Here is a 13,251-nt window from a genome sequence, read left to right as displayed (position 1 = left end):
TTCCGGGCCTATCTCAATCAGCATGGGAGTCGTCCTCCTGGTTCTAAGAATATATTCCTCGTTTTCTTGAATTATTTCAAATCTGTTAGTTATTGTATCCAATACATTGATGTTTCATCAAATATATTATTAGTAGAATGAAAACGGGGCGGATGCTCCGGGCCCTGGCGTCGCACCCCCGGGGCGGGATTTGAGCGAAACGTCGAGGGGCTCGCCCCAGCCGGGAAAGAACCATGCAAAGCAACTCAATGCGAAGAGATCCGTCGGCACATGCAGCCCGGAGCGGAGCGGAGAGCCGGTGGGGCCGCATAGAACAGGGGGCCGCGGAATCCGGCATCTGGCGATCGTTCATCGTCCTTACGGTGCTTCTGGCCGGTCTCGCGGCGACGAGCCTGTACAGTTACCTCCTCTTCCACACGATCGCTGAATTCGTTGCCATCGCGATCGCGACGGGCGTCTTCATCGTGGCGTGGAATGCCCGGACGATGCGGGAGAACGGCTACCTGCTGGTCGCCGGCACCGGGCTGCTCTTCGTGGCCGGCATCGAACTGGTCCACACCCTCGCGTATGACGGCATGGGGATCTTCGCCGGCTACGACGCAAACCTCCCGACGCAGCTCTGGATCGCCTCGCGCTACCTCCTCGCCGGGACGCTGCTTGCCGCGCCTCTCCTGCTCCGGAGAAACCCCGGTCCCCGGGAGGTGTTCGCCGCGTTTGCCGGGGTCACCGTGCTCCTGTTCCTCTCGATCTTCGTCGTCCCGGTCTTTCCCGACTGCTACATCGTGGGTTCGGGGCTGACGCCGTTCAAGATCTGGAGCGAGTATATTATAGCGGCGCTGCTCGCCCTCGGGGCGGTCGCCGTCTACCGGGTGCGAAATGCATTCTCGCCCCGGGTGGTGGCCCACCTGCTCGCGGCCGTCCTCGTGCTGATCGCCTCGGAGCTTGCCTTTACGCTCTATATCAGCGTCTACGGGCTTTCAAACATGATCGGCCACCTCCTGATGGTGCTCTCGTTCGGGCTCATCTACGTTGCGTTCGTCGAGACCGGGATCCGGCAGCCCTACGCGCTGGTCTTTACCGGCCTGAAATCGAGCGAGGAGCGGCTCAGGCGGGAGAAGAACCGTCTCGCGCAGTACCTGGATATTGCCGGAGCCCTCTTCGTCGTCATCGACAGAGGCGGGCAGGTCGCCTTGATCAACCGCCGGGCGTCCGAGGTTCTCGGCTGCCCGGCGGATGCGGCCGTTGGCGAGCCCTGGACCGAGCGGTTCATCCCGCCGACCGAGCGGGAGCGCTGCCGTGCGCTCTTCACGGAACTGATGCAGGGCGAGATCGGGGTGAACGAGCGCGTGAGGATGCCGGTCGCCACCGTAGATGGCGGCGAGCGAATCATCGCGTGGCACAACACCGTGCTCCGTGACGGGAACGGCGCTGTCTGCGGGATCCTGAGTTCCGGAGAGGACATCACCGAGCAGCAGTATGCCGAGGCGGCGCTTGCCCGGGCGAACGCGAAACTAAACCTTCTCTCCGGGATCACCCGCCACGACATCCTCAACCAGATCACCGTCGCACGCGCCTACATCGAGTTTGCCGGGGAGGATAACGAGAATCCCGGGCTCCAGACCTGTCTGGAGCGTGCTCACGCCGCCGTCGGCGAGATCCAGAAGCAGATCGAGTTCAGCCGGGACTACCAGGACATGGGCCTGAAGGAGCCCGCCTGGCAGCGGCCGGAGTCCCTCATCCGGGAGAGCGTCGCGGAACTCACCCTCCCGCCGGATCTCCGGGTTCTGACAGATCTCGGGAACTTTGAGATCTATGCGGACCCTATGGTGAAGAAGGTCTTTTACAACCTCATCGACAACGCCGTCCGCCACGGCGGAGAGGTGACGGAGATCCGGTTCTCGTGCGAGAAGGCCGGGCAGGATCTCACGATCGCCTGCGAGGACGACGGCACCGGCATCGTTGACGACGAAAAGGAGGCGATCTTCCGCGAGACCTATAAACGGCGGCACAGCCACGGGCTCTTCCTGGTCTCGGAGATCCTCGGGATCACCGGGATGACGATCCGGGAGACCGGTGTCTTCGGGAAGGGGGCGCGGTTCGAGATCACCGTGCCGAACGGGGGATGGCGGGCAGAGGGCGAGAGAGAATAGGCGTCCCGGATCTTTCCTTCGGCCGCGAAACCCTCATATACCCCGGCACCCCAGTCTCTTCCATTAAAAACGGCAGCCCCGCTCCCCGGATTCGGTGCGGCGGTCGCGGCCGCGGGACTGCTGATTGCCGCGAGACACCTCAGGAAGCAGTGAATCCCTGTCAGTGCTCTTTTTTAAGCAGCATCCAGTGGTAACCCCAGACGATGAGCCCCACAACGACCTGCGCCACGCTCCCGGGGAGTTCGGGGTAGTACTGCGGCACCGGGTAGGGCTGGGGGGCCGGGTAGACGAAGACCTCGATCCCGATCGCGATGAGGTTCACGGCACCCAGGATCGCGACGATGAGCGTGATGAACGAGACGGCGTAGAGGTAAACCCTCCACGCGGTGAGGCCCTCCGGTGCCATCCTACCTCCTCCGCCTCGCAAGCACCGCGATTCCGGCACCGAAGAGCCCGGCGGCGGCAAGTGCGGCCTCAAACCCGGGTGAGTACGTCGGCGTCGGCGCACCGCTGCTCTGCACCCGGAACTGGCCTACCTGCGCGGAGGACGGCTTCCCCGGAGTCGGGGCCGGGGTCGGAAACGGGAGAGCGACCGGCGACGTGCTCCTCGTGGGGCTGAGGACCGAACCGTCGGCGAGGATCACCTGCGGCTGTGGGGCCAGGGTGATCCGGCCGGTGCTGGTCGCGAAGGCCGCGCCGTCCTCGACGAGCCGGATGCGGATCTCGTAATCGTAGCCGTTCGGCACCGTGATGCTCACCCTTTTTTCGACGCCCAGGTCACCGGGGATCGTCCCGAGCGGCCGGGACTCGCGGACGGCCGTGATCCCCGTCTGGAGGTTGACCGCCCGGATCTCCATCATGAGGTTCCCGGAAGAACCGCCGCTGTTTGCGATCCCGGTGATGATCTCGAGCGTGATCGGGTCGGCGTCGATCTCGGGGGTCATGACGTCGATCGCGGAGACGGTGAGGAGCGAGTAGGCCAGTCGTTGCGTAGCGACCGTCCTGTCGGGGAGGAAGACGTTCACCGAACCCGACTCCCGCATACGCCCGTCCTGCCAGATCGTCACCCAGATATCGTAACCCCGGCCGTTCTCGAGCGTGAGCGTGATCTCTTTCTTCGTGGTCTTCCCCGATGTCAGGGTGCCGATGGAGAGAACCGTCTCCTCGACGACGATATCCGTCCCTGCCTCTTTTGCAATGACCTGCAGGTCGACGCCGTCGACGTCGTCGTAGACCGCGTCGAGGTAGGGGACCGCAACGACCCGGGTGACGTTCGACGGCGGCTGGCCGTCCGGGATGCTGACATCGACGCTCCGAATCGTCACATAGCCTGCCGGTGGCTGGGATGACATGCATCCCGCCGCGAGCACCAGGACAAGGAGCACGGCGACCGCTGCCGCACCGAATAACCTTCTCATATCAATCAAGAGAACCTTCAGGCCGGCGGAAGAAAAGGTTTTTGCATTGCGACCCTTCCCCGGGGGTCTTGAGGAAGAAGGGCGGTCGGGCGGCTGTGGATACCCGTTATCGAAGCCCCCCGCCCTGCCGGTGCTCGAATGCCTGCCATGGGTAGGTTCGATTTTTTTCGTAGTTTACCATCGCCTTATCTCCCAATCCTCCCTATACTCTGTCGCCGAACGCCAAATCGAGGATCGAGAATGACCCGTATCCTCGGGGGACGTCGCTGCAGGACTTATGATTGGTGCCGCGCGAGGGCTGATACGCAGTCCAGCGTCCGATTCACGGCGTATCTCAGGACTCTGCCGGAGTAATCGTAAAACCATAGAGGCTGAAATCGCCATCCCTTCCCGAAGTGTAGACGATTGTCACAGAAAACGTTAATAAGAGGGTGTCGTAGTCTGCAGTAGGACGCCGCCAAACCGACCCTGGCGGGGGTGTGAAATGATACGAACGGAGAATCTCACGAAAGTATACAATGGAAAATCAGCCGTCGACGGCCTGGATCTCGTGGTCGGGGAAGGCGAGATATTCGGTTTCCTCGGCCCGAACGGAGCGGGAAAGAGCACGACGATCCTGATGCTCACCGGCATGATCGAGCCCACCGGTGGCCGGTGCTTCGTCGACGGTATCGAGGTCGCGAAAGACCCCCTGAAGGTGAAGGAGATCATCGGTTACCTCCCCGAAGACGTCGGGTTCTACGGGAACATGACCGGCGAGCAGAACCTGGACTACTTCGCCCGGTTCTACGGGATGGATGCGAAAGCGAGAAAGGAGCGGATCGCCGAACTGCTCGAACTCGTCCGTCTCGACGGCGTCACGCAGAAGGCGGGAGAGTACTCCCGCGGCATGAAGCAGCGGCTCGGGCTCGCCCAGGCGCTGATCAACGATCCTAAAGTGCTCTTCCTCGACGAACCAACGGCAAACCTCGACCCCGAGGGCGTCAGGGAGTACCGGGAACTCGTCACCCACCTCGCCGGCGAAGGGAAGACGATCTTCGTCTCCTCCCACATCCTCTCGGAGGTCAGGGAGGTCTGCCGGACGGTGGGGCTCCTCGCGAAAGGAAAACTTGCCGCGCAGGGGACGCTCGAAGAGGTCGCCCGGGCGCTGGCACCCGCAGACGGCGATGCCGTCCGGATCGTCGTCGAGACCCGGGAGCACCTGCCGGCGATCGACGACCCCGCGATCCTCTCCGTCGAAGGAAACGGCAACCGTGCGGTTGTCCGGGCGAAGGCCGATATCCGTGACCGGCTTGCCGCATCCCTCTTCGAGCAGGGGCTGCACGTTCGCGAGATGCGCCTTGAGGAGCCCGAGATCGAGGACGTCTTCATGGCGGCCTACCGGAGGTAGATGATGGCACTTGACCGATTGCTCAACGTAGCAAGAAAAGAGTTCTCCGACCACATCACCAGCAGGCGCTTTGCCATCATCCTCGGCCTGCTCCTCGTGATATCGACGATCAGCATCTACGATGGTATCGAACAGTATAACAACAGCCTGGAGGCGTATACCGAGCAACTCCGGCAGATGGAAGAGTTCGACGACCCCTACACGAGCTGGATGCCCCAGAAACCCTCGATCATGTACGTCTTCATCTCCATGATGAGTTACATGACGATGCTCGGCGGCATTCTTGCCATTGCGATAGGATTCGACCTGGTCTCAAAGGAGAAAGAGACACGGTCGCTGAAGTCGCTCCTCTCGCACCCGGTCTACCGCGACGAGATCATCAACGGCAAGGCACTCGGGGGCGTCGGCGCGCTCGGGTTCGCCATGGCGCTTGCGCTTGCCATCGCCATCGCCATGCTCCTCATCTTCTCGGTTGTCCCGACGCTGGAGGAGTTCGCCGGCATCCTGATCTTCGGGGCGGTCTCGCTCGGGTTCCTGCTCGCTTACTTCGCCGTCGCGCTCATGATGTCGACGGCTGCAAAAGAGAGCGGGAACGCGCTGATCTACACCCTGGTGATCTTCTTCGCCGTCTCCTCGCTCCTTCCGATGTTCGGGGCGATGGCCGCTAACGCTTTCGCGGGCGACCCGCCCGAGCCGCCCGAGATGGCTCCCATGCCCAAAGAAGTCGTTCGGGTCGCGAGCAGCAATGGGTATTCTACCACCACCGTTGCGCAGAGCGTGATATACGGCGGAGCCGAGGACCCGGAGTGGAAGGCATATGAAGAGGAGATGAAGACTTACATCGAGAAACAGAGATTCATCAGCGATATCTCAAACCTCCTCTCGCCGCAGACGAACTACTACACCGTCGCGATCGCGGTGACGAATCCACAGCTTTCCTCGATGATCGCGTCGCCTTACGACACGGCACCCGAGGAGAAGCCCGGCCTTGCCGGTGCCCTTGGCAAGGTCTGGATGAACATCGCCGCGCTGATCGTCTTCCCCTCGGCCTTCTTCGCCGCGACCTACGTGAAGTTCATGCGGATGGATATCAGGTGAGATGATGATCGATAGAATATCCTCACTATGCATCCTCCTCGCGCTCCTCCTCGCCACGTCGGTTGTCCCGGCAGTTTCTGCCGCACAGGGCGGGACGCTCTCGACGGAGATCCGGTGCGACTTCCCCGGCGAGGTGATCGAGGCGGGCGATACCGCCGTCTTCGATCTCGCGGTCACGAACCGCGGCGATACCGGGACGTGCCTCCTCAACTACTGGACGTTCCGCGGCACCGACAACTGGAAGATCCGGTTCGAGGCCGACGATCGCGAGGTCTACCGGATGCTGATCCCGGCCGGCGAGACGAAGACCGTCCGTCTGGTGGCCGAGACATCCGGCCATGCCGCGGTGGGGGAATATCCCATCCGGCTGGGCATCGGCGAAGGCACGATCTGGGTTTATGTCAAGGTAACGAAGACCCACAGCGGTGAAGTGGGAACGCTCGAGGCCACCGTGGTGGACAAGGAAGGTAACGTGGTGAAGGGCGCCGACGTCGGCCTCTACGACCGTGATACCAGGATCGAGGGGATGCTTGCGACCGCTGAAGGCAAGGTCTCCATCGGCGGCCCGATGGGCACCTACACCGTGAAGGTCACCCGGCCCGGATACCGGGCATGGGAGAAGAAGAATGTCGAGATCCGGATCGGCCAGACGGTCGACCTCGGGATCGTGCCGCTCGAGAAAGAGAACTTCTTTGCCGAGGTTCGGGTGAAGTCCCCGTCCCGGATAACGGCGATCGGCACCAACCCGCAGTACGAGATGACCCTGAAGAACACGGGCAGAAACGACGATACCTATACCCTTGCCGTCCAGGGCCTCCCCGAGCAGTGGTATGCCCGGTTCAAGGAGAGCAGCACCGCCACCGAAGAGGTCTCGGAGATCTACGTCCCGTCCGGCGAGGAGAAGACCCTCTACCTCGATCTCATCCCGCCCTACTCGGTGGGTGTCGGCGAGTACAACCTCACGGCGGTGATCGGCTCTTCCGCCCGGGAGTATGAGGAGAACCTGACGCTCCGGCTCCGGGGGTCGTACGATCTGCGGACCTACGCGAAGAGCTACCGCCACGAGATCAACCGCGGCGACACCCTCACGTTCGATGTGACGGTTACGAACGCCGGCGTCGGCGGAGCGCTGACGAACATCGGGATCAACATGAGCGCACCGGAAGGGTGGCGGGTGACCGTCGACCCGGCATCGGTCGCGAGCCTTGAAGCCGGCGAACGGGCGACGGTGCAGGTGACGGTGGTTCCGCCGGCCGATATCGTCGCCGGCGAATACAAGATCGTCGCGCTGGCAAAAAGCGACCAGGACGAAGAAGAGGACGAGTACCGGATCGTGGTGAAAGAACAGTCCTACGTCGCGGTGCTCGGCATCCTGGTGATGGCCGGGATCGGTGCAGGGCTCTGGTATATGTTCAGGAAGTACGGGCGGCGGTAGGACAAAGACCTGCCGCTCGTCTCTTTTTTGGTGGCGTCACCCGTATCGGACGTTCCCCTCCGGGACCGCCATCTCGAACCGCGCTCCTTTCCCGGGCTCGCCGGTCTCGGTGATGCTGATCCCGGTGATCGAGAGGACTTCTTTCACCAGGAAAAGTCCGAGCCCCGTATGGCTCCCGAAACCTCGATCGAATATCCGACCCTTATACTCTCCGGGGACGCCGACCCCGTTATCCTCCCAGACAATCCGGGCTCCATCGCCGTCCGGCACGACCGTGACACGGATCTCGGTTACTGTCCTGCCGTGCCGCACGGCGTTCTCCAGGAGATTGAAGAAGACGGAAGAGAGGAGCGGGTCGGCGTAGATAGAGAGCCCGTCAAGGTCGGTGGAGATCCGGATCCCGATCGGCCGAAGCGCTTTTGAGGCACCGGTGACCAGGGGCTCGACGGGGAACCACCGGGGAGCCCGGATGCCGAGATCCTGGTAATCCCGCGTGAACCCGATCTGCGACTGTATGATCTCGACGGCGGCCTGCTGCTTCTCGAGGGCGCCGGCGACGGTCGGATCGAGCGGCTGTTCCCGGAGGAGGGCGATATGCCCGAGCACCACCGTGACCTGGTTTAAGATGTCATGCCGCACGATGCTGTTCATCAGGGTGAGTTTCTTGTTTGCCTGGATGAGCGCCGCCTCGGTCTGTTTCCAGGCGTCGATGTCGTGAACCGCATAGTCGATCGCTATCGGGTGTCCATTGTTCCCGTAGACGGGGATGGTGCAGATCTCAACCCAGATGTAGCGCCCGTCTTTCCGGCGTATCCGGAAGACGTACGGCTGGCGAGCGCATGCGTCCCGTTCCTTGAGCAGGGTGGAGAATATCTTCCGGTCTTCAGGGTGAATCAACCGCCTGATGAAATTTGGATTGCTCAGGATCTCCTCCCGGGTGTATCCGGTCAGACTCTCGCATGAGGGGCTGATGTACTCGATCGTCTGCGGCTTCGTCGTAACACGGATGTAGCAGTCGTGCGACCGCTCCACGAGGCTCCTGAATCTTTCTTCGCTCTCGTGTAGCCTCTCCTGGGCGCGAATCCGGGAGAAGAGATCGGCAAAAAGGTTGCCGACGATCTCAAGCAGCGTGATGTCCTCGTCCGACCAGGCCCGTGCTTTGCGGGTGGTCTCAAACCCGATGGCCCCGAGGATCTCGTCGGCGGTCGCGATCGGCACCAGGATGATCGATACAACCCCATATTCCAGGAAAAATTCGCGCTCCGCCTTTGCCTCCTGTGGCAGATCGGCAATATCCGTGATGCAGATCGACTTCCGGGCCTTGATCTGCTCCATCCCCCAGGAGATCACGCCGTCGGGCAGGTTCTGCAGCACTTCAAGCTGCGGCTCGACCCCCTCCGCACACCACTCGTGGGTGTTCTCTACGCCGATGAGATCGGGGGAGAAGCGGAAGATGTAACTCCGGTCGACATCGAGGAACGACCCGAGCACCCGGAGTGTCTCCTCCAGGGTGGCGTCGAGGTCTGCCGGCGCGAGGCCGATGAACCGCGTGGAGATCGATCCCACTATCCGCTCGAGTTCCATCCTGTGCTGGATCTGCGCCTCCATCCGTTTCGACTCGGTGATATCCCGCAGGGACTCGATTACCCCGGAGAGCCGTCCCTGCGCATCGTAGAGCGGCGATGCTTTTGCCGAGAGGCAGACACCCTCCCCCGTGCGGGGCGACGTGATATGAACCTCGCGGGCGATGCTCTCGCCACCCCCCCGGGAGAGGACGGTCTCCGCCACCAGCGGGGACCGGAGTCCGGGCATCGCCCTGCAGATGGCTTCCGGGCCCGCTCCGATGATCTGGCTCTTCGTGACCCCGGTCACATCCTCGAGTGCTCGATTCCAGATGATGACCTTTCCCGTGCGGTCGAGCACGAACGTCGGGTCGGGAAGAAAGTCTATGATGCCCCGGAGGTTTGCCTGGTAATCCTCCATCTCGCGGCACTGCGCCTCGAGCGCCTCCTGGCCCGCTTTCGCCTCCTCGAAGGCCGCGATCATCTCCTCGTGCGCCAGGTTCAGCTCTTCTTCGAACCGTTTCCGGTCGGTGACATCGATCATGGACGCAACGGAGCGATCCGTTCCTGGAATGGCGCCTATCGTCAGGTGCATATCCTTCTCTCTGCCCTGTCGGTCGAGCAGGCGGAACTCATAGGTTCTCGGCACTGAGTCGGGTTCCGTCCGCCGCTGCCGGTGGTAACTCGCCAGCCGTTGCAGGTCTTCCGGAGCGACGAAGGTCGTCCAGGACATCTTCCCTTCCACTTCTTCCCGTGAATAGCCGGAAAGGAGGGCGCCCTCACTGTTCATGAGGGAGATCGTCATGTCGCCCTCGATGATGATGGTGGCGGAGCCGGTATGTTCAAAGACGCTCCGGTACAGGTCTCCAGCCTGTTTTGCCTCGTCTTCGGCCTGTCTCCTCCGGACGGCCTGAAGGATCATGTTCCGGAGGTCGGCAAACTGGGCGGAGGGGTTGCCGCCTTTCTGGAGGTAGAAGTCCGCCCCGTTGTTGAGCGCCTCGATGATGACATCCTCGCGGCCGCGGCCGGAGAAGATGATGAACGGTATCGAGAGGCCCCTGTTGCGGACTTCTTTTAAGAGCGTGATGCCGTCCATCTCCGGCATCTCGTAGTCGGCAACGATAGCGTCGTAGGGGGCCTTCGAGAGCATTTCGAGAACCTGCAGCGATGACGGCGTCGTATCGACCTGCATGTTCCCCGACTGCTCCAGGTAGATCCGGTTCAGTTCGAGAAGTGCCGGTTCGTCATCGACTACAAGAATACGATACATGCACCACCCCATTATGGAGTGATGGGCGATATAATCCTTAAGCATTTTGATTCGGCATTGTTGCTGATATTCCTGGAAAATAAAGGATTTTTATAGCTCCCGGGTCCGCCCTGTCTGCCTGGACGGTCGGTACACTCGCTAATGACGGCGGCTCCGGATACCATTATCTCGCCCTGCGGCATCTTCGACGGTGGTATGACTGCGATATGTATCGATACGAATCTCTTTCTCGAACTCTACGAGGCCGGCGAGGATCCGGAAGAGATCGTTGCGGATCTCGGTGCGCTGGCGGAGCACCTTGTCTTCCCCGACATCATCATCGACGAGTTCCTCCGCAACCGGTCGCGTATCCTCGACCGGATCGCGGACGATCTGCGGAGGCGGGAGGCAGGCGAGATTCGTCTGCCGTCCATCATGCGTGGCTACCCGAATGCAGCAGAGCTGCAGCGTGCCGCTATAGAGTACGACAGGGCTATCGGCGCCCTCTACAGCGATATCGAGATCATGATCACAGATCCCGCCGCCGATCCGGTTGCCCGGGCGTTCACCGCCCTATTCGGGGATCCTGCCGTGCAGGTCTATCGCCGAACCGACGAACTCGTTACGCGGGCTCACCGCCGCAAGCTTCTCGGTAACCCGCCAAAGAGCACGGGGACGGATACCATCGGCGACGAGCTCATCTGGGAGACGCTGCTTGCCAACCTCGAGGAAGACCTGTTCTTCATCACCCGGGACCGGACGTATCGCAACCACGCTGCCTACCTCGTACGGGAGTACCGGGAGAGAACCGGCGGCGCTCTTACGATCACCGACAGGATATCCGATGCCCTGGCGCTCGTCGGGAGACCGCCGTCGCCGGCGCTGGCCGGGTTCGAAGGCCGGGAAGAGACGCGCCGGTAAGGAGGGCCGGCCCGTCACTCGATGCAGGAGAGGACCTTGCGCTTCACCGGACCCTTGCTCGCGATGGTGCTGTAGGCCCATCGCGCAACCCTGCCGATGAGGTCTTCCCGGCTCACCTCCAGGAAGAGGTTGAGCGAGGGGTTGAACTTGGACTTGAAGAGGTTCAGGTTCTCGTTGTTCGCCCCGACGTTCTCCATCTGGCGGTATCCCTCATCCTTTGCCCGCTGGAGAAGCAGCCACTGCAGAAACTCGTTGCCGGGCATCGCGGTCATCTTCGGGGCCCCCATCCAGAGGGTGAAGGCCTTGTACTCCTGGGTTGCCTGCACGCCCGTTACGGCGCCTTCGTCATCGTAGAGGTAGTAGAGCCCGAGGTCGTCGGGATATGCCCGGAAGAGTTCCTCGAAGTAGGTGCGGCTGATCATCGGGATGTTCATGTCGGGATCGCTGAACCGCTCCGAGACCGTGGAGTAGAAGATCGAGAGATCGGTGCTCTTCTCGAGGTGGTAACCGTTCTTCTCGACCTTTCGCAGTTTGGTCCGGAGGTTGGAGGAGAAACTGTTCCAGATCTCGGTGAGCGGCGGATCGAGTGCGAGCAGATACGTGAAATGGAGCCGGGCATGGTACCCCTCCCTGAGAAACCGTCGAACATCGATGAAACCCGGAACCTGGATCATGGAGAGGTAGTTCGGAGCCAGGGCCGCAAATTCGCTCTCCAGGTCGTCACCGACCAGTTTGAGCATCGACTCCTTCTTGCTCTGCTTGGCGGTATCGTAACGGCGGCCCATGACGAACCCGAGGTACGGCACCACCGACTGGAGAGGGGGTGGGGAGAGGAGAATGTTGACCCCGTGCGTCTGCTTCCGGAAGAGCGGAATGACGGCGATCACCTCGTTGCCCTTGAAGACTCCATAGGGGAGAAACCGAAAGCCGGTATGCTTCTCCGTTATCTTCATGAAGTCCCATTTGTGGAAGAGGCGGCCGGAGGCGCTTTCGTCCACGAATCTGTCCCAGGCGTCCCCATCGTCGATAAGCCCTATCGTCATGCTCTACTCACCGCCCGGCTTGTCTGCAGGGTCGTTCGGATTATCCATCCTCTAGGTTATATACATTTCCCGGGAGGAGGGTTGTCCGTGGCGGGTGCGGCTCTCCCGTTGCGGCCGCCGGGAGAGACCCCGGGCAGGGGCAGTTTCGTGGGATCACAACGTTCAAATCGGCGTGGACACCACATAAACTGCGTACTCATCTGCGGATGCGAACGTTGCCTCTCCACAGCGAGGATGAGTGAGAGAAGATGCTCACGGATCGGGAACCGGAACGTTATCGGCGGCAGGTCGCGCTCTTCGGGGAGGAGGCGCAGGAACGGCTCGGACGTGCCCGGGTCGTCATCGTCGGGGCCGGCGGGCTCGGCTGTCCCGTCGCCCTCTACCTTGCCGCCGCCGGTATCGGCGAGATCCGGCTGGTCGACGGCGATGTCGTGGACCGGACCAACCTGAACCGGCAGGTGCTTCATGCCGACCACGACGTCGGGCGGGCGAAGGTCGAGTCGGCGGCCGAGAAGATCCGGGCGCAGAACCCGGATGTCACGGTCGTTGCCACCCGGGCAACCCTCGATGAAGGAAACGCCGCCCGACTCGCGGGCGGGGCCGACCTCATCGTCGACGCCACCGATAATTTCGCGGCGCGCTACATCCTCAACCGGGTGGCGCTCCGGAACAGCGTGCCGCTCATCCACGGGGCGGTCAGGGGATTCGACGGACAGGTGACGACGATCGTCCCCGGGCAGACGGCCTGCCTCGAGTGCATCTTCCCGGTAGCCCCGCCCGGGGAGGAGGTCATCCCCGTTGTCGGCACCACGCCCGGGATCATCGGGCTTGTCCAGGCAAACGAGGCGATCAAGTACGTCACCGGCATCGGCGATCTCCTAACCGGCCGGCTTCTCATCTGGGACGGGCGGGCCGCCACGACGGCGATCCTGCCCGTAGAGCGGCAGGATGACTGCAGCGCGTGTGGAAACAGGGGGCGCTGAGG

The 13,251-nt window shown here is 62.1% G+C and carries 11 protein-coding genes; 7 read left to right on the top strand and 4 right to left on the bottom strand.

The features are described 5' to 3' along the window. Positions 1-233 precede the first annotated feature (233 nt). Together MCUHO_RS03935 and MCUHO_RS13155 are read left to right on the top strand one after the other, a co-directional pair. Positions 234-2,150: a sensor histidine kinase gene (locus tag MCUHO_RS03935; protein WP_067073626.1), complete on the top strand. Its 1,917-nt coding sequence runs from the start codon at positions 234-236 to the stop codon at positions 2,148-2,150. 9 nt (positions 2,151-2,159) lie between these two features. Further along, positions 2,160-2,303, top strand: a complete 144-nt coding sequence (locus MCUHO_RS13155) for a PGF-CTERM sorting domain-containing protein (protein ID WP_161485880.1) — start codon at positions 2,160-2,162, stop codon at positions 2,301-2,303. Between the two features lie 7 nt (positions 2,304-2,310). On the opposite strand, the gene MCUHO_RS03930 is transcribed toward MCUHO_RS13155, so the two are convergent. After that, on the bottom strand, positions 2,311-2,556 hold the full coding sequence (locus MCUHO_RS03930; protein WP_067073623.1) for a DUF5671 domain-containing protein: 246 nt from the start codon (positions 2,554-2,556) through the stop codon (positions 2,311-2,313). 1 nt (position 2,557) lies between these two features. Continuing rightward, positions 2,558-3,568 (bottom strand): DUF7490 domain-containing protein, encoded by a 1,011-nt coding sequence (locus MCUHO_RS03925; protein ID WP_067073620.1) that lies wholly within the window; start codon positions 3,566-3,568, stop codon positions 2,558-2,560. Between the two features lie 484 nt (positions 3,569-4,052). Here MCUHO_RS03925 and MCUHO_RS03920 point away from each other — a divergent pair, with 484 nt between their 5' ends. From MCUHO_RS03920 to MCUHO_RS03910, 3 genes are read left to right on the top strand one after another with little or no spacing between them, the layout of a single operon-like run. Continuing rightward, positions 4,053-4,958, top strand: a complete 906-nt coding sequence (locus MCUHO_RS03920; protein ID WP_067073616.1) for an ABC transporter ATP-binding protein — start codon at positions 4,053-4,055, stop codon at positions 4,956-4,958. Then, positions 4,959-6,056: an ABC transporter permease gene (locus MCUHO_RS03915; RefSeq protein ID WP_235808154.1), complete on the top strand. Its 1,098-nt coding sequence runs from the start codon at positions 4,959-4,961 to the stop codon at positions 6,054-6,056. A gap of 1 nt (position 6,057) precedes the next feature. Then, positions 6,058-7,491: an NEW3 domain-containing protein gene (locus MCUHO_RS03910; protein ID WP_235808153.1), complete on the top strand. Its 1,434-nt coding sequence runs from the start codon at positions 6,058-6,060 to the stop codon at positions 7,489-7,491. 36 nt (positions 7,492-7,527) lie between these two features. Here MCUHO_RS03910 and MCUHO_RS03905 read toward each other — a convergent pair whose 3' ends face one another. After that, positions 7,528-10,323 (bottom strand): PAS domain S-box protein, encoded by a 2,796-nt coding sequence (locus tag MCUHO_RS03905; protein WP_067073613.1) that lies wholly within the window; start codon positions 10,321-10,323, stop codon positions 7,528-7,530. A 195-nt stretch (positions 10,324-10,518) separates the two neighbouring features. Here MCUHO_RS03905 and MCUHO_RS03900 point away from each other — a divergent pair, with 195 nt between their 5' ends. Beyond that, positions 10,519-11,223 carry a PIN domain-containing protein gene (locus MCUHO_RS03900; protein ID WP_067074493.1) on the top strand — a complete coding sequence of 235 codons (705 nt, stop codon included), beginning with the start codon at positions 10,519-10,521 and terminating at the stop codon, positions 11,221-11,223. Between the two features lie 14 nt (positions 11,224-11,237). Here the strand turns inward: MCUHO_RS03900 and MCUHO_RS03895 are convergent, their stop codons facing one another. Further along, on the bottom strand, positions 11,238-12,266 hold the full coding sequence (locus MCUHO_RS03895; RefSeq protein WP_067073611.1) for a GNAT family N-acetyltransferase: 1,029 nt from the start codon (positions 12,264-12,266) through the stop codon (positions 11,238-11,240). Positions 12,267-12,514: 248 nt separating this feature from the next. Between MCUHO_RS03895 and MCUHO_RS03890 the strand changes: the two genes are divergently transcribed. Beyond that, positions 12,515-13,249, top strand: coding sequence for a HesA/MoeB/ThiF family protein (locus MCUHO_RS03890; RefSeq protein ID WP_067073609.1), 735 nt, complete (start codon positions 12,515-12,517; stop codon positions 13,247-13,249). Positions 13,250-13,251: the final 2 nt, after the last annotated feature.

The organism is Methanoculleus horonobensis, assembly GCF_001602375.1.
Lineage (GTDB): Archaea > Halobacteriota > Methanomicrobia > Methanomicrobiales > Methanoculleaceae > Methanoculleus > Methanoculleus horonobensis.
This window is presented reverse-complemented; position numbering and strand designations above follow the sequence as displayed.